This is a genomic window from Paenibacillus violae (genome assembly GCF_032461945.1).
GTDB lineage: Bacteria > Bacillota > Bacilli > Paenibacillales > NBRC-103111 > Paenibacillus_E > Paenibacillus_E violae.
Genome location: NZ_JAWCUD010000003.1, coordinates 534,736 through 550,331, shown reverse-complemented (window position 1 = coordinate 550,331; position 15,596 = coordinate 534,736). Strand labels below are relative to the sequence as shown.

At 44.7% G+C, this 15,596-nt stretch carries 15 protein-coding genes and 3 pseudogenes; 15 read left to right on the top strand and 3 right to left on the bottom strand.

What is annotated here, in order from left to right; genetic code table 11:
- Window positions 1–45: 45 nt before the first annotated feature.
- The 12 genes and pseudogenes from RQP52_RS13625 (at window position 46) to RQP52_RS13570 (ending at window position 11,784) form a co-directional block, all read left to right on the top strand.
- Entirely contained in the window at window positions 46–1,989 is a 1,944-nt protein-coding gene (locus RQP52_RS13625) for a glycoside hydrolase 5 family protein (protein WP_315952144.1), read from the top strand.
- A 152-nt stretch (window positions 1,990–2,141) separates the two neighbouring features.
- Window positions 2,142–2,969 (top strand): ABC transporter permease subunit, encoded by an 828-nt coding sequence (locus RQP52_RS13620; protein ID WP_315952142.1) that lies wholly within the window; start codon window positions 2,142–2,144, stop codon window positions 2,967–2,969.
- Window positions 2,970–3,197: 228 nt separating this feature from the next.
- Window positions 3,198–3,719: pseudogene (gene sigK, locus RQP52_RS13615) on the top strand (RNA polymerase sporulation sigma factor SigK); the annotation flags it as partial.
- 69 nt (window positions 3,720–3,788) lie between these two features.
- Complete coding sequence (locus tag RQP52_RS13610) at window positions 3,789–4,463, top strand: ABC transporter ATP-binding protein (protein ID WP_315952141.1); 675 nt, start codon at window positions 3,789–3,791, stop codon at window positions 4,461–4,463.
- Between the two features lie 169 nt (window positions 4,464–4,632).
- Entirely contained in the window at window positions 4,633–4,902 is a 270-nt protein-coding gene (locus RQP52_RS13605) for a ComEC/Rec2 family competence protein (RefSeq protein ID WP_315952140.1), read from the top strand.
- 129 nt (window positions 4,903–5,031) lie between these two features.
- A complete protein-coding gene (locus tag RQP52_RS13600; RefSeq protein WP_315952138.1) occupies window positions 5,032–5,847 on the top strand; it encodes a Cof-type HAD-IIB family hydrolase in 816 nt (271 codons plus the stop codon).
- 37 nt (window positions 5,848–5,884) lie between these two features.
- Window positions 5,885–6,730, top strand: a complete 846-nt coding sequence (locus RQP52_RS13595; protein ID WP_315952136.1) for a sugar phosphate isomerase/epimerase family protein — start codon at window positions 5,885–5,887, stop codon at window positions 6,728–6,730.
- A 384-nt stretch (window positions 6,731–7,114) separates the two neighbouring features.
- Window positions 7,115–7,969 (top strand): carbohydrate ABC transporter permease, encoded by an 855-nt coding sequence (locus RQP52_RS13590; RefSeq protein ID WP_379173883.1) that lies wholly within the window; start codon window positions 7,115–7,117, stop codon window positions 7,967–7,969.
- Window positions 7,966–8,790 carry a carbohydrate ABC transporter permease gene (locus RQP52_RS13585; protein WP_315952133.1) on the top strand — a complete coding sequence of 275 codons (825 nt, stop codon included), beginning with the start codon at window positions 7,966–7,968 and terminating at the stop codon, window positions 8,788–8,790. Before RQP52_RS13590 ends, RQP52_RS13585 begins: the two co-directional genes overlap by 4 nt.
- A 77-nt stretch (window positions 8,791–8,867) precedes the next feature.
- Window positions 8,868–10,238 (top strand): ABC transporter substrate-binding protein, encoded by a 1,371-nt coding sequence (locus tag RQP52_RS13580; RefSeq protein ID WP_315952131.1) that lies wholly within the window; start codon window positions 8,868–8,870, stop codon window positions 10,236–10,238.
- 44 nt (window positions 10,239–10,282) lie between these two features.
- Window positions 10,283–11,026, top strand: coding sequence for a glycerophosphodiester phosphodiesterase (locus RQP52_RS13575; RefSeq protein WP_315952129.1), 744 nt, complete (start codon window positions 10,283–10,285; stop codon window positions 11,024–11,026).
- Window positions 11,027–11,103: 77 nt separating this feature from the next.
- Window positions 11,104–11,784 (top strand): MgtC/SapB family protein, encoded by a 681-nt coding sequence (locus RQP52_RS13570; RefSeq protein WP_315952127.1) that lies wholly within the window; start codon window positions 11,104–11,106, stop codon window positions 11,782–11,784.
- Window positions 11,785–12,547: 763 nt separating this feature from the next.
- Here the strand turns inward: RQP52_RS13570 and RQP52_RS13565 are convergent.
- Window positions 12,548–12,802, bottom strand: a pseudogene (locus tag RQP52_RS13565) (SDR family oxidoreductase); the annotation flags it as partial.
- 103 nt (window positions 12,803–12,905) lie between these two features.
- Window positions 12,906–13,165, bottom strand: a pseudogene (locus tag RQP52_RS13560) (Atu4866 domain-containing protein).
- A gap of 215 nt (window positions 13,166–13,380) precedes the next feature.
- On the opposite strand from RQP52_RS13560, the gene RQP52_RS13555 reads away from it, so the two are divergent.
- From RQP52_RS13555 to RQP52_RS36470, 3 genes are all read left to right on the top strand, one after another.
- Window positions 13,381–13,941, top strand: a complete 561-nt coding sequence (locus tag RQP52_RS13555) for an AraC family transcriptional regulator (RefSeq protein ID WP_315952125.1) — start codon at window positions 13,381–13,383, stop codon at window positions 13,939–13,941.
- A gap of 98 nt (window positions 13,942–14,039) precedes the next feature.
- Window positions 14,040–14,357 carry a helix-turn-helix domain-containing protein gene (locus RQP52_RS13550; protein ID WP_315952124.1) on the top strand — a complete coding sequence of 106 codons (318 nt, stop codon included), beginning with the start codon at window positions 14,040–14,042 and terminating at the stop codon, window positions 14,355–14,357.
- A 103-nt stretch (window positions 14,358–14,460) separates the two neighbouring features.
- On the top strand, window positions 14,461–14,622 hold the full coding sequence (locus tag RQP52_RS36470) for a DUF4362 domain-containing protein (protein ID WP_379173835.1): 162 nt from the start codon (window positions 14,461–14,463) through the stop codon (window positions 14,620–14,622).
- Between the two features lie 741 nt (window positions 14,623–15,363).
- Here RQP52_RS36470 and RQP52_RS13540 read toward each other — a convergent pair.
- Window positions 15,364–15,582 carry a hypothetical protein gene (locus RQP52_RS13540; protein WP_157319068.1) on the bottom strand — a complete coding sequence of 73 codons (219 nt, stop codon included), beginning with the start codon at window positions 15,580–15,582 and terminating at the stop codon, window positions 15,364–15,366.
- Window positions 15,583–15,596: the final 14 nt, after the last annotated feature.

Here is a 15,596-nt window from a genome sequence, read left to right as displayed (position 1 = left end):
TGTACGCTTGAGATACGTTATATTCCATTTCAGGAGGCATACTAGATGAATAACTTGTTAAATCTGCCAAGCACATTTTTCGTAGGCTGTAATTACTGGGCATCTCACGCTGGAACAGCGATGTGGTCCAATTGGCAACCCGAACAGATTGATCTCGATTTGAAAAGATTGTCAGAGGCAGGAATCGAAGTCATTCGCGTATTCCCGTTATGGCCTGATTTTCAGCCGATTGAAAATATGTATTCAAGCGAAGGTGAGCATTTTGGCTACCGCTTTGGAGAAGAAAGATTGCCTACCACAGAAGCTGGTAAAGCAGGGATGTCGGTAGAAATGATGGCTCGATTCCAAGCGTTCACAGAAATCGCGGCTACATATAACATAAAACTCATCGTTGGACTAATCACAGGCTGGATGAGCGGACGGTTGTTTGTACCGCCAGCCTTAAGAGGGAAAGCGATTCTGACAGATCCGGATGCCATTCGATGGCAAGTTCGATTTGTACAATATTTTGTGAAACAGATGAAACATAACGATGCGATTATTGCTTGGGATCTCGGGAACGAATGCAATGTCATGGGTAAAGTGGCGTCTCAACAAGAAGCTTACGTATGGACAGCTTCGATCGCAAATGCGATAAAGGCGAAGGATACTACACGTCCTTTGATTTCGGGCATGCATAGTCTGTTTCCGACAGGCAATTGGACCATGCAGGATCAAGGTGAGCTAACGGATATTCTCACAACGCATCCGTATCCATTTTGGACGAAATATATGGATTTCGATCCGTTAACATCGATTCGTCCGACAATTCACGCGACAATGGAAAGCTTGTTATACGCACAAATTGGTGAAAAACCTTGTTTCGCAGAAGAGATGGGCACAATGGGGCCGATGGTGTGCAGCGAGGAAGTCGCTGGAGCTTTCGCGCGTACAAGCATGCTTACGCAATGGTCGCATGGTCTTCCTGGCTTATTGTGGTGGTGTGCCAATGACCAAACGAAGCTGAATCATGCCCCTTACGATTGGGTGGCATGCGAAGGTGAGTTGGGTCTCATGACGGAGGAAGGGCGAGTGAAGCCGGCACTCCAAGAGATGGGACGACTCAAGAAGGTAATCCAAGAGCTGCCGTTTGGGGAACTGCCTGCCCGTACGGTTGAAGCCGTATGCATCCTGAACAGCACACAGGATCACTGGGCAACGGCGATCGGAGCTTTCTTGCTCGGGAAGCAGTCCGGTTTTGATCTCGAATTTCGCTTTGAAGATCAGCCGCTGCCTGATGCGAATTTCTATATGCTTCCGTGTGTGACTGGTGTATATGGCGTCGCGAAGCAGCGCTGGGAGCAGCTCTTGGATAAAGTACGCGAGGGAGCAACGCTGTATCTGTCTTCGAATGACGGCTATATGCTGAATTTTGCCGAGCTTACAGGGTTGACGGTGCAGAATCGCAGCCGAAGGGCGAGCGATGCTATCGTGTTCTTACAAACGGAAGCAGGAGAAATACCGTTGACGCTGCCAAGTGCATTTAAACTGGATTTCCGAAACGATCGGGCAGAAGTATTGGCCGCTGAAGCAGATGGCAATCCGGTGTTGACCAAGGCATCCTACGGTAAAGGTACCGTGTATTTCTGTGCCCTGCCCGTAGAGCTGGCGATGTCGCAGCAGGCTGGTGTTAGCTACAAACCGGAACAATTCCCTTATTGGAAAATGTATGAATTTATTTCTGAAGAGGCGCGAAGTGCGCGTGTTGTCCAAGTAAAGGATCCTCAGATTGGACTCACCGAGCATATCGTAGACGCTCATTCACAGATAGCCGTAGTGATAAACTACTCGCCGGAGGGTAGAGAGGTTCCATTGATTTTGCAAGAGGGCTGGCAGGTTGAAGCGAGCTTGTATGGAAACGGACCTACTGTCCGTGAAGGGGGGACGTTGGTGAATGTTGCAGCAAATGATGCGGTGATCCTAACGTTGCGTAAAATTCAAGCGTCATAATTTAGAGCTGAGGCTGCGGTGATGCTGTATCGTGTTTATACAAAGTAGCAGCCGTTTGTTTGTGGTATTATTTAACGTAAACTACCTACGTTAAAGACGGAGAGGCCGGAACGATGATGAGCACGTACCTCATTTATTAATATCGTGATTTTATGGAGAAGGAATTTCCATTTAAGTTGGATTTCCGAACAGAAATTAGTTTGAATCTGGACTTTCACGCCCATGAACATGTTCAAATTTGCTATCTAATGCGCGGAACCTGCTGGTCGGGCGATTCGGGTTGGAGCTTGGCGGGGAAGAGCGGACGCAGCTTGATTGGTTTTATCAACGGGATAATCGTCGCTAAGTTTAAGGTTCCGCCGTTCATTGCAACACTAGGTACGATGGTAGCTGTATATGGTGCGAACTCCTTGTATTTTGATATGAAACCGAACCAATCCCAACCGATTGGCGGATTGAGATCGGACTTCAGCCAGATTGGCACAGGTGCAATTGGTTCCAGTTCGACTTACTCCATTCCTTACATCGTTATTATTGCCATCGTCGTGGCGGTTATCGTTTGGATTGTTTTTAACAAAACAAAGCTTGGGAAATACATGTATGCTATTGGCGGCAACATTCACGCTGCAGTTGTTTCGGGGATCAACGTAAACCGTTACTTGATCTACATCTACTCCATCGCAGGTGCGCTTTATGGATTGGCTGGGGTGCTGGAAGCAGCAAGAACCGGCGGTGCAACGAACAACTACGGAAATATGTACGAGCTTGATGCCATTGCAGCTTGCGTAGTCGGCGGCGTATCGACTTCCGGCGGTATCGGAACGGTTCCCGGCGTACTTGCAGGGGTATTGATTTTCAGCGTTATCAACTACGGCCTGACGTTTATCGGTATTAGTCCATATTGGCAGTTGATCATTAAAGGTGTCATTATTGTTGCTGCCGTAGCTTTTGATATGCGTAAATATATGAGTTCTAAATAATGGATAACAGGCTGTCTTGAAAGAGGGACAGCCTGTTCCTATATTAGACTTGTGAGTGAAGCATTAGGCGCTCTAAATTAAGAGAAGCTAGCAGCACATTATGCTTTCTCTAAGAAAGTTAGTTTAATGAAATAGCTACAGTCTACCTGCTGCTAGGGGAGAAACAAGGTTGCCGTTTTTATATTGGTGATCAGTCTAACATTGTACTATGCGATGAAGTTTACATAGCTTCGTGTCCACAATGTCAAAAAATTCGATAACACCGGAGAAGATCTAGAGGATTTGATCTCGATCGGAACGATCGGCTTGATTAAGGCGATCGAGTCTTTCTCCCCGAACAAAGGGACAAAGCTGGCGACTTTCGCAGCACGTTGTATTGAAAACGAAATACTTATGCATCTTCGCTCATTGAAGAAAACACGCAAGGATGTGTCCTTGCATGATCCCATCGGAACGGACAAAGAGGGGAATGAAATTACTTTGATCGACATCCTCGGTACAGAAGCCGATGATGTCGTAGATAAAGTGCAGCTCAAAATAGAGAAGAGCAAGATTTATCGGAACTTAGAGATTTTGGATGATCGCGAAAAGGAAGTTGTTGTCGGGCGATTCGGGTTGGAGCTTGGCGGGGAAGAGCGGACGCAGCGGGAGATAGCGAAGGAGCTGGGTATTAGCCGCAGCTATGTGTCACGGATTGAGAAGCGGGCGCTTATGAAGCTGTATCATGAGTTTTATAAGGCAAAGCGGTAAGGCCAGTCGAGCTTGTCTAATGAATCGCATACTTCATTTATTTGGCTTCAGATAATGGAGGCGAAGAGGATGACCTTAATCCAGATTGAGCATGTAAGCAAGAGCTATGTGATGGGCGGGGAAACGATTCGTGCGTTGGACGATGTCTCGTTAGATATCGATCAAGGTGAGTTCGTGGCGATCATGGGACCGTCGGGGTCAGGGAAGTCAACGCTGATGAATATTTTGGGCTGCTTGGATATTGCGGATGATGGGGACTATGTGCTGGACGGAAAGGCGATTAATAGGCTCAAAGATGCGCAGTTAGCTGAAATAAGGAACCGGAAGATCGGCTTCGTTTTCCAGAACTTTAATCTGCTGCCACGGCTGAATGCGTATGAGAATGTGGAGCTTCCGCTTATTTACCGGGGCATGAGTAAGCGTGAAAGGGAGCCGCTTGTCATGCAGGCATTGGAAGCCGTTGACTTGGTGGATCGCCGGAAGCATTTGCCTTCGGAATTGTCCGGCGGGCAGCAGCAACGTGTTGCGATTGCTCGGACATTGGCGGGAGATCCGGCGATAATACTGGCGGATGAACCGACGGGGGCACTGGATTCGAATACAGGAGTAGAGATTTTAAATATATTCAAGAGATTAAATGAGCAGGGCAGGACGATTGTGTTGATTACGCATGATCGGCAGATTGCCCAGCAGGCGAAGCGGGTTGTGTATTTTCGGGATGGGAAGTTGAGTGAGGTTGGATAGATGAGGACCGGGACTCCGTTGGAGTTCTGGTTTTTTATTTTGTTAATATGGCCTTGGGATTAAACTAACGGGAGGATAATGGAAATATCTGTAGAAAAAGTTATTTGGGCCATCCAATACTCATGTATGTATGGAAGAGGTTTTTTATATGCAAAGACCCTCAGTGCATATGCAGAAAAAGCTATGCATGGATGTTGACGGATTATCGAACGACGACAGCAGTGTTTGGCTTCTGGAAGTTGCCGAAGGTGAATATCTGGTTCTGTTTGGAGGTGATGCGCCTCTCCCAAATTTGGAACGCATTGCGAAACACAAACTCATTCGTCCACACGGCTTCAAGATGGGGCATCATGGTATGATGGACGCTTGGAACGAGCAGATACTGCAGCTGTTTTCGCCGGAGTGGCTCATCATTACGAACCAATCACGAAGAATATGAAGTTTTTGGAGAGGATTGGATACAGCTATCGCAATGCTCAGACAGCAGGTTATTCGTAACAGGATCAGAAGCGAGCACGTATTATCTTGTATCCCTCTTACCGTTGATGCCAGAAAGGATAGAGCTTTTATGACACCGACAGTACGACCATATCGCATGGTAGTGACCGATATTGATGGGACACTAGTTGATTTAGAGCAAATGATCAGCGAACGCAATATGGCTATGATCCATACTTTTCAGCAGCAGGGCGGTATCGTCACCTTGGCAACAGGCCGTATGGAAGACGCAGTGCAGCATTTTGCAGAGGAACTAGACATTCGTCATCCCGTTATTCTCTATAACGGAGGGAAGATCGTAGATTTAATAACAGGAGAATGCTTATTTGAAGCGAAGCTGACGGTTGAAGTCGTTAGACAAGCGATCCAACTGCAGCAAAATGTTACGCTGGATATGATTTTTTATTCCGAACGAAAGTTATGGGTGAAGGAGATTACTCCTATAATTTCTACCTATATGAAGAAGGACCGTGTGCAGTGTCTGGAGTGGGATTCGCCGGATTTCTTGTTAAAGGGCAATGTGAATAAAATTTTAATAATACGTGAAGAGCAGGATTTTACGGCTGTGTTGGATGTCTTCCTGCCGGTAACGGGAATTGAATGCGAGCTGGTGCATTCTGAGTCAACGTATTTGGAAATTTTGCCGCAAGCGGTATCTAAGGGGCATGCCCTCAAGCTGCTTGTTGCACAGATGGGTATCGAGATGCAGGACGTGATTGCAATCGGCGATAATTTAAACGATTTGGAAATGATTCGCGAAGCGGGGCTAGGCGTTGCTGTAGATAACGCTCATCCCAAACTGAAAGTGGAGGCACAATATATTGCCAAATCACACTTGAATCATGCGGTTGCGGAAGTGATTGAGAAGTATTGTTTACAGAAATAATAATTTCTTTCATTAAAAGAAGTGGAGGATGCAGCACATGATTGTCGGATTGGGAGAATGGGGTTTACAGTATCTTTCGATTGAGGAGCATTGCCGGATCGCTAAGGAGATGGGCTTTCGTTATCTCGAGCTTGGAATCGGAGGTGATTATCCAGGTAGAATCCAAAGGAATATAAGTTTACGGCAAATCGGTGATCTTATTACCACTATGCAAGATTATGGTATAAAGGCGCCTTTCTTCGCGCTGGATAGCGACTTTACTTTGGAGGATCCGGAAGCGTTGCGAAAAATGAAATTGCAGGTGACACACGACATCCAACTAGCCGTCCGTTTTGGCGCCACGCACATCCGTTTGTTTGCCGGGTTTGAGCTTGCTTCCAACATGACGGAAGAACGATGGATTCGAATGATGCAAGCATTCGCCGAAATGAACGAACTTTGCTGTGCACATGGCATGGTCATTTCTATTGAAACACATGGACGAATTACGAAAAAGAACGATGGATTCATACAAGAGCATACGACAACAACAGAGTGGAATTGTTTACAGCGGCTGTTGCGGGAACTGCCTCCGGATGTTGGCTTCAATTTCGATCCTGGCAACTTGAAAACAGTCGCGGAGGGACGTCCTTTGACAGATTACGCGCAGCTGTTAGGTAACAGAATTAACTACTGTCATATCAAGGACTGGAGACAAGTCGACGACTATTGGGTAGCCTGTGCGCCGGGAGATGACGATCTGGATTATAATGCCCTGTTAAAGGAAGTTACCTTCCAGGGCGTTTATCTAATTGAATACGAACAAACGAACGACGTTGTAGAAGGTATCGGCAGAAGTTTGACATATTTACGTTCCGTACGTCCGAATTTGCGAATGGAATGAGAGATAGCGACAGTCGATATCGGCATTCTTTGAAAATTACACGAATTGTAACGATAGGGATATTATGGTTGACAGTAATCTTTGATAACGTGTATTATGAGTATAAGTTAATAATTGTGATGGAGACAGGGAGATTCACATAGATTGCATGCCAATGGGCATGGCAATTTATGTGTTTTTTTTCGCATCTTTCACCCGTTTCCTCCGAATGGGCGAGACGGAAAATAACGATATATCAAAGCGTTATAGGGATACGAGTGACCTTAGCGTGTAAATGTAATTTTTTGAAAGAGAGGGGTATGCAGCTTGTTAGTTAATGAAAGCGCTTTAAAAGGTGAGGCAACTGAGAGTGCACCAGCAAGGAAAAAGAAGTGGGAGGAGAACATATTAGCTTATTTATTTCTCGCACCTTCCTTAGTTTTGTTTACAATGTTTCTTTTTTATCCAATGGTTAAATCTGTTTACCTGAGTATGACGCTCACGGATCCTCGCGGTAGGGTTGTTGAATTTGTCGGGCTTGATAATTTCATCGATTTACTTGCATCAGGACAGTTTTATTCCAATTTAAAAGTGACATTGTTGTTTATCTTGTTTACGGTACCAACATCAATCGTATGGTCCCTGTTTCTGGCAGCGATCACTCACAACAAACTGCGGGGCATGAAAGTATTCCAGTTCATATTTTCTCTGCCAATCGTCATTTCAGTAGGTACAGGGTCGATTATCTGGTTCTTGCTGTTCCATCCAACCGCAGGCATGCTGAATTACTTTCTAAGCATTGCACACATCAATCCGGTTCCTTGGTTAACAAGCCCTTCGTGGGCACTGTTTTCTATATCGCTGCTGACAATATGGATGAATATGGGGTTTCTGTTCATTGTGCTGTCAAGCGGTCTTCAAGGAGTTCCGGAAGAAATTTATGAAAGCGCTAAAATAGACGGTTCAAACCCGATGCGGACATTTATACAAATCGTTCTGCCGCTTCTGTCACCAACGATTTTTTTCGCTCTTATCGTGTCCGTGATCGGCGCTTTCCAGGCCTTTGGACAAATTCATATTTTGACAAAGGGTGGTCCTATGAATTCGACCAATGTGATCGTGTATTCCATTTATCAGGACGCTTTTGTTAATTTTCGTTTCGGTATCGGCAGCGCGCAGGCTTTGGTTCTCTTTGCGATTATTATGATCTTGACTGTGGTGCAGTTTAAAGTTTTAGAAAAGAAGGTGCATTATCAATGATTGCGAAAAGGATCACACCCACCCTGAATTACATATTGCTAGTTGTGCTGGCCCTTGTCGTTCTGTATCCACTGTTATTTACGGTATCCTCATCGTTTATGACAGAGAAGGAAGTTTCTAACTTTCCACCGCCATTATTTCCTTCTCAGTTATATCTTGAAAACTTTAAGAACGCTATTTCGGGCTTTCCAATCGTGCGCTTTATCCTGAACAGCTTTATTGTATCTTCGGGGATTACGGTAAGTCAGGTTATCACGTCTAGTTTGGCTGCTTACGCTTTTTCATTTCTGAATTTCAAAGGAAAAAAAGTATTGTTCGCCATATTTCTGTCGACCATGATGATTCCATGGGAAGTTACCATTATTCCTAACTATCTGACCATCAAAAATTGGGGATGGATGGATAGCTACCAGGGGCTGATCGTTCCGTTTATGGCTGGGGCCTTTGGGGTATTCCTGCTTCGCCAGTTTTTCCTTCAGCTTCCTAATGAGCTATTTGATGCAGCAAAAATTGACGGATGCGGGCATCTCCGAAATTTCTTCTCTATCGTACTTCCGCTATCTCGTCCTGCACTTTCTACTTTAGCGGTTTATGTTTTCCTTACACACTGGAATCATTATTTATGGCCACTGTTAATTACAAATAGGGCGTCAATGCGAACTGTACAAATTGGGGTTTCTATGCTGCAGCATGCAGAAGTCATGTCGTGGAATTTGATTTTGGCTGGAGTTACGATCGTTCTGCTACCTTCTTTCCTTTTATTGGCGTTAGGTGTGAAACAATTAGTACGTGGAATTACCGCAGGTGCTGTAAAAGGTTAAACGAGCAATGATCCACCTGTTATCAAACAGGTTTATCATAGATATTTATCCACTTTAAGCGAGGAGAGATAGAAACAATGGAAAAAAAAGGGCTTACGGGTTTAGTTTTAGCGGTAACGATGCTTTTACTTGCGGCATGCAGCGTAAATATGGGGGAAGGTTCAGAAAGCAAGAAACCAGAGGCAACGAAATCTGGAGCAGCTGAAGCTAGCGGTCCGAAGAAAGTCGTTTTCTGGCATGCGATGGGAGGAGCAAATACGAAAGTTGTTGATCAACTGGTCGCCGATTACAACGCATCTCAGAATAAAATCAAGGTAGAAGCGGTGTATCAAGGAAATTACGACGACTTGCTTAGCAAGCTAAAGGCGTCGATGGGTACAAGCGAAGGACCTTCGGTTGTCCAGATGTATGAGATAGGAAGTCGCTTCATGATTGATTCCAAAGCAATTACTCCGATGCAAAGCTTCATTGATGCGGATAAGTGGGATTTGTCACAGCTGGAGCCCAACATCACTGGTTACTATACGTTAGGTGGCAAACTTTACTCGATGCCGTTCAACACGTCGAATCCGGTTCTTTATTATAACAAAGATTTATTTAAAGCTGCTGGCCTTGATCCTGCGAAACCGCCAAAAACTTTCGAGGAATTAAAAGTTGCTGCAGATGCCATTTCCAAATCTGGTAAAGCCACTGGGGCAAACTTTGCTATTTATGGCTGGTTCATGGAGCAGTTCTTTGCCAATCAGGGCGCCGAATACGTAAACAATGGAAATGGTCGGACATCTAATGCAACCCAATCTCTGGTGAATACGGAGCCAGGTGTGAAGGTACTGACATGGTGGAAAGATCTGATCGACACCAAAGCGGCTAACAATCTAGGACGCAAAACGGACGATTCCAAAAAAGCATTTTCAGCAGGTCAAGTAGGTATGATTCTGGAATCCACAGCGGCACTTAAGGGACTTGTTGACAGCGCCAGCGGCAAATTCGAAGTCGGGACCAGCTTCTTGCCGAAACCGACAGATGCGAAAGATGGCGGTGTTATCGTCGGTGGAGCCAGCTTATGGATCATGAATAACCGCCCGGATGATGAACAAAAATCCACGTGGGATTTTATCAAATTTTTGACTACACCTAAAGAACAGGCTTACTGGCACGTCAATACGGGATACTTCCCAATTACCAAAAAAGCCTATGACGAAGACATTGTAAAGGAAAATCTTAAAAAGTTTCCTCAGTTCCAGACAGCGATTGATCAACTACACCAAACGAAGTTGAACACGGCAACGCAGGGTGCGGTAATGGGGGTATTCCCTGAAGCAAGACAAATTGTAGAAGGGGCGATCGAAGAAGTACTCAACAACAAGAAGTCGCCGAAGGAAGCATTGGATGCAGCGGAAAAAGAAATCACATCGAAGATACAAACGTACAACAAAACAGTCAAGTAAATATTAGGAAAGGCTTGAGTCCACAAGCTGGAAAGGAAAAAGGAATGCTTATTAATAAACCAATGATTATTGCACACCGTGGGGCCAAAGGAATGGCTCCAGAAAATACGCTCACTGCCTTCCGGTTAGGGTTAACACAGGGATGCGAAGGAATTGAGCTTGACATTCATTTGACCGCCGACGAGGAAATCGTCGTGTGCCATGATATGACGTTAGACCGGACTACAAATGGGAAAGGCCTAATCGTAGAGAAAAGCTTATCGGAAATCAAAACCTTTGATGCTGGTCATTGGTTTGACGAGGAGTTCAAAGGGGAGACTGTGCCTACTTTGGACGAAGTCTTTGATCTAGTACCCGATAACATTATGATTAACGTGGAAGTTAAGTACGCATATGAAGGCAGAATAGAGCGTAAGTTAGTTGAATTTCTGCGCAGACGTAACCGTTTGAGTAATGTAATCGTTTCATCTTTCGACCATAAGTGTGTCAGAAGGATTAAACAAATGGAATCTGAAGCTAAGATTGGTCTTTTGTATCAAACCGCATTGCTTGATCCTACTGCATACGCACGTAGCTTTGATGTGGAGGTATACTCGCTTCATCCTTACTTTCAAATGTTGGATTCGGAGGATGTGCTGAAGGCGACAGAGAGTGGGCTTTATGTCTACCCTTATACGGCCAACGAAGTAAAAGATCTGTTGAAGTTAACTGATTTTGGGGTTACGGGCATCATTACGGATTTCCCTGGCAAGCTGAAAGCTTTGTTGCAAGACAGGGAATCTCTGTAACAACATAACATACTATGAGTAAAGCCCCGGTTCACGGGGTTTTACTCTTCATTTATTTGGAGAAATGAGGATCAGATATGAGCCTACTTGTATTGGAGAAGCTTAGCATGGCGCTATTATTAGGCTTGCTGATCGGGATAGACCGCCAACTCAAACATAAGCCATTAGGTATGAAAACGAGTATGGTGTTTTCAGTAGCGAGCTGCTTGATCACTATTGTATCTATAGGAGCTGTTCAAAAATACTCCATTCCCGGATTTACGAATATGGATCCTATGAGATTAGCAGCTCAAATCGTCAGCGGAGTGGGTTTTATAGGGGCGGGCGTTATTTTAAGACGTAGTAATGAGATTATTTCGGGACTAACGACAGCGGCTTTGGTATGGGCAGCATCCGCTCTTGGCATCGCAACTGGAGCAGGATTTTTTCTAGAGGCGACGATAGCCGTCATTCTCATTATTTTGGCTATCAATCTATTTCCGATATTTATCAAGCTGCTAGGCCCAAGAAAGTTAAGGGAAAAGGATTTGGCTGTCAATATTGTATTCAGTCCTGATGGGAATATGTCCACACTTATTGATGAGATCTGCGCGGAATACATGAAGGTGAAGCATATCAAAATCAAAGACTTGAACGAGAACCAACAAATACAATTAGTTATTTCAACTGCAGACAAACATCGTACGACGACGGTTTATAGCAAAATCAAGAATATCAAATATGTGCTCGCTGCCGAAGTTGAAACGATAAGCAATTAGGAGCTCAACACTATTTAGGTAGTATCCCACTTGTTAGCAATCAAGTAGCATATTACTAGAATGATAGACGACGGATAACGATAGCTCAATATACTCCTAGGAACTGCAGCCGGCAAAAGGCATCGTTTTCTCATTTTTTTCTTTTTTGAATTTGGGTCGGTCTATGTCATTATATAATCACTAGTTGTATCTGGCTACCTTAACATTAGTGGGGACAAATCCTATATTTAAGCAATTACATGTGAATAATGTGCAGGTTAAACATATGAGTAAACAGAAGTCGATATTTAAATTGCTCGTAAAACTGGCACGAATCTTAGTTAGCTTGGTGCATTCCAAAGAGTCATTCACTCCTGAAAAAACAGTTATTCCGTATACTCACGCTGCCTAACATCTTCGAACTAATGTAAATTGATTCATTCGCAGGACTTCAAAAAAGAAAGCACGGAGGACCGAGTTCGTTCTTCCTAAGGGCACAGCCCCATCCGCTAAACGCTATCGGTCTCCACACCTTAAATAGGTGTAACGAAGGAATGTAAGGGCGTCGACCCGTAGAGCCTTGGGATGGTCAATCTCCAGGGGATTGTGGAGTATGCGTGCAGTAGATTACTGGAATGGCAAAATATTCCAATGTTTCTTCTATTCCCGCATCCCTTAGAAAGGTTCATTACGGTCTCAACAACCTAGTACTCTTAAGATTACTATATTTCAAGGTGATGAAATCCTGCGAATGAATGAGTTTACGTGAGATAAACCCTTAATCGGACGCTGGGAGAGCGTTTCGACGGTATGTGCTCATCAGCTCCTTGGCCTCAGCATCTGTAATACTTTTCGCGAGCTCGGATTCCGTCACGCCCGGTGAAATGAGCGTTACTTGTATATCTCTGCCCGTCTCTTGCCGTAAGCCCTCAGTGATCGCACGCACGGCATACTTGGTTGCACAATATACCGCTGCTGTGGGAGAGACTCCATAGGCACCGATGGAATCGACATTGATTATTTGGCCGAAGCTTTGCTCCCCGTAATAACAACTACTTTCCCTTTAACTCCTGACACTGGGCATCTCTCCTTATTGTTCAACTTTCTTAAACTGCGACGTGTTAAAAGAATATAAAGCTGCTTCAGCGCTGCTCCTTCCGATAGAGCACCATGCCCGCGTGGTAGAGCACCGAGTCACGAAAATCGCCGTCGGCTGTGAAGCCGGTATCATCCACATATTCAATATGATCCCCTCAATGGTATAACGTCTCTGATAAGCGCTCTTGCGATTGCCTCGTGCTTCGTCATACCGCCAGTTTGGCAGTAGCTCATGTCGGATGTATCCATCCTTTGTCACCCACATGCCAACATAGCGATGCGGTTTGGGAATGCTGTTGCTCATGTCAACCTCTCCTCTCGTGCATGAATCTTAAGATTACGATCAACTGAAGGAGATGGACCTAGTAGCCTCACATCAAGCAGACCGCTTGTTACAAGATAATTATGGCTCCAATCGCGGAAGAGGCGGTAGCTGGATATTACGTTGGTCTTACCTAATCCTCCAGCATATTCTATTGTTGAGATAAGCACGGAGAGAATGTGAGGTATTACATACATATGGATGAAATGTCCTTTAAGCAGCGTCAGGAATTGATACAGTTGATCGATCGGTTCGCAGGGCATGACGGAACGCACGAGACGCTGATTCCCGCCTTGCGTTTGATTCGCGCGTCGCATTTATTTGAGCCGGTGTATTCCGTTTATGAGCCCTCCCTTTGCATCGTTGCACAGGGTGCGAAGATTTTTATGCTGGGGAAAGAGAGCTTCCAGTACGACCCGGACAGCTATTTAACAGCTTCCGTGCATTTGCCTATTACAGGACAAGTTATCGAGGCTTCTAGGGAATCGCCGTATCTAAGCCTTCAGCTGCAATTCGATATGACCCAGATTCTCGAGGTCATTCAAGCCTCCGGGCATATAGGATATAGCAAACGCGAATCCGGTGGGGGCTTGGTGGTCAGCCGAATGAATGATACACTCTACGATGCTGTGCTGCGTCTTGTGAAAATGCTGGAGACGCCACAAGATATTCCTGTAATGGCATCTTATGTCATCCGTGAACTTATATACCGAGTTCTTCATAGTGAACAAAATGCAGCGCTAAAGCAGTTTGCTTAATCGGCAGCCATGCACAGCGGATTGCGAAGGTCATTGAGCGCCTAAGCCGCGACTTTGCTTTGCCGCTGCGCATAGAGGAATTAGCTGAGGAGGCTCGGATGAGCGCCTCTACTTTATATGACTACTTCAAGGAAGTAACAGGAATGAGTCCGATCCAATACCAGAAACAGATTAGGCTGCAGGCGGCGCGCCGGTTGCTCTTAACCGAAACAGCCGAGGCGGCCGAGGCGGCATTTCAGGTCGGCTACGAAAGCCCCTCCCATTTTAGCCGCGAGTACGCATCCGTCGCTTGCGCGATACCCTGTTTGAGATCCGACAGTTTTAAGATATTAGCTTCTCTGGAATATACTCAGTCAAGAATTACGCTATGGGGATACGGTTGCTTCACGGCAACTCCTTTATTCTTAATTATGTAACGAGTATCATAGTGGACATTTAAGCAATATTATATGAGTTGAAATCCGCTCACCATGATAGTAGAAAATTGGATGCTTTTATTAACAAAAAAGGTAATTCCGAGTGGTTCATTATAGCATCGAGGGTAATACTATTTTTAACGACTTAAAATATAACGATTATAAGGTTGAAATTCGATATGACACAACAAAAGACAAATTCGGTGCGCCAGTAGTAAGGACATACACATGTGAGAAATTAAATTATCCGGCGACACAAACATAGGTGCATAAATCGCGGTGATAATGGGATCGTCTCCAAAATCCTCCATTTGGCAGGGAGCATTACCATCTAGATCCCCGGTTGGATTGAGCTCGATGTCCACGGCACCGCCAACTTGATTGCGATATTCCTTCTTCACGGGCAACACGTACCGGCCTCCTCTCGTTGAGACGATGCTTTCCTGCAAATAACTGTGGTATTTGGACAATGCAATGTCGAGTTTCTTACGAATGCGGTCGTCGAGTATGTTTATTTTTTGCGGACACGCGACAAAGTTTCAAATGAATGCCTCCTTTTTAGGTACAAAAAAAGCGGACTGGAAACCACAATCGTTTCCAGTCCGCTTAGGGAGAAACTAATGACAGCATCACATGCAACCTGCCGGTTCACTCGCGTACGCCAAGCAAAACATGTTTCACTATGAAATTGCTAGCTAAGAACGACTTCAGACATTAAAATTTCTCCTTTATATTCCTCTACTGCAAGTATACCCTTATCATATGCGAGTCCAGTCTGGATATCGTGCGAGAAAATAGCATAAATCCAACTTTCGATGAGATAAAACTTTATTGAGGTCTTTCGTAGTTGAGCAACCGCGTTCAGATGTAGGTTTATTCGCCAACTGCAGCCGCCGAATTTGATCTTTTATATTGATTCCAGATTTACTACAGCTCAAAGATACAGAATTACAACGCTATGAAGTCAAGTTATGGTTCCTGAATAGTGCCGTTATTATCGGAGAACTCAGGATTTAATAAGCTCTTTTTTCCAAAACTCAATTACAGTATGGTCGGATAATTGCATGGAGGCCCATGAGTTTTTACCTTTAAAGCCTAGATTCTCCATGATTTCCACGATGTGATCCACTTTCGAATTATCTACTCTCAGTTCCATGGATAATGCATTTTTTAAGATGTAGGAGTATTCATTCATTTCATCAACAGTTGTTTGAAAACTAGTCATTTATTCTTCCCCTT

Bases quoted from the DNA above. Each gene is read 5' to 3' on its own strand.
- RQP52_RS13625 (WP_315952144.1), top strand. From the start codon at position 46: ATGAATAACTTGTTAAATCTGCCAAGCACATTTTTCGTAGGCTGTAAT.
- RQP52_RS13620 (WP_315952142.1), top strand. From the start codon at position 2,142: ATGGAGAAGGAATTTCCATTTAAGTTGGATTTCCGAACAGAAATTAGT.
- RQP52_RS13610 (WP_315952141.1), top strand. From the start codon at position 3,789: ATGACCTTAATCCAGATTGAGCATGTAAGCAAGAGCTATGTGATGGGC.
- RQP52_RS13605 (WP_315952140.1), top strand. From the start codon at position 4,633: ATGCAGAAAAAGCTATGCATGGATGTTGACGGATTATCGAACGACGAC.
- RQP52_RS13600 (WP_315952138.1), top strand. From the start codon at position 5,032: ATGACACCGACAGTACGACCATATCGCATGGTAGTGACCGATATTGAT.
- RQP52_RS13595 (WP_315952136.1), top strand. From the start codon at position 5,885: ATGATTGTCGGATTGGGAGAATGGGGTTTACAGTATCTTTCGATTGAG.
- RQP52_RS13585 (WP_315952133.1), top strand. From the start codon at position 7,966: ATGATTGCGAAAAGGATCACACCCACCCTGAATTACATATTGCTAGTT.
- RQP52_RS13580 (WP_315952131.1), top strand. From the start codon at position 8,868: ATGGAAAAAAAAGGGCTTACGGGTTTAGTTTTAGCGGTAACGATGCTT.
- RQP52_RS13575 (WP_315952129.1), top strand. From the start codon at position 10,283: ATGCTTATTAATAAACCAATGATTATTGCACACCGTGGGGCCAAAGGA.
- RQP52_RS13570 (WP_315952127.1), top strand. From the start codon at position 11,104: ATGAGCCTACTTGTATTGGAGAAGCTTAGCATGGCGCTATTATTAGGC.
- RQP52_RS13555 (WP_315952125.1), top strand. From the start codon at position 13,381: ATGGATGAAATGTCCTTTAAGCAGCGTCAGGAATTGATACAGTTGATC.
- RQP52_RS13550 (WP_315952124.1), top strand. From the start codon at position 14,040: ATGAGCGCCTCTACTTTATATGACTACTTCAAGGAAGTAACAGGAATG.
- RQP52_RS13540 (WP_157319068.1), bottom strand. From the start codon at position 15,582: ATGACTAGTTTTCAAACAACTGTTGATGAAATGAATGAATACTCCTAC.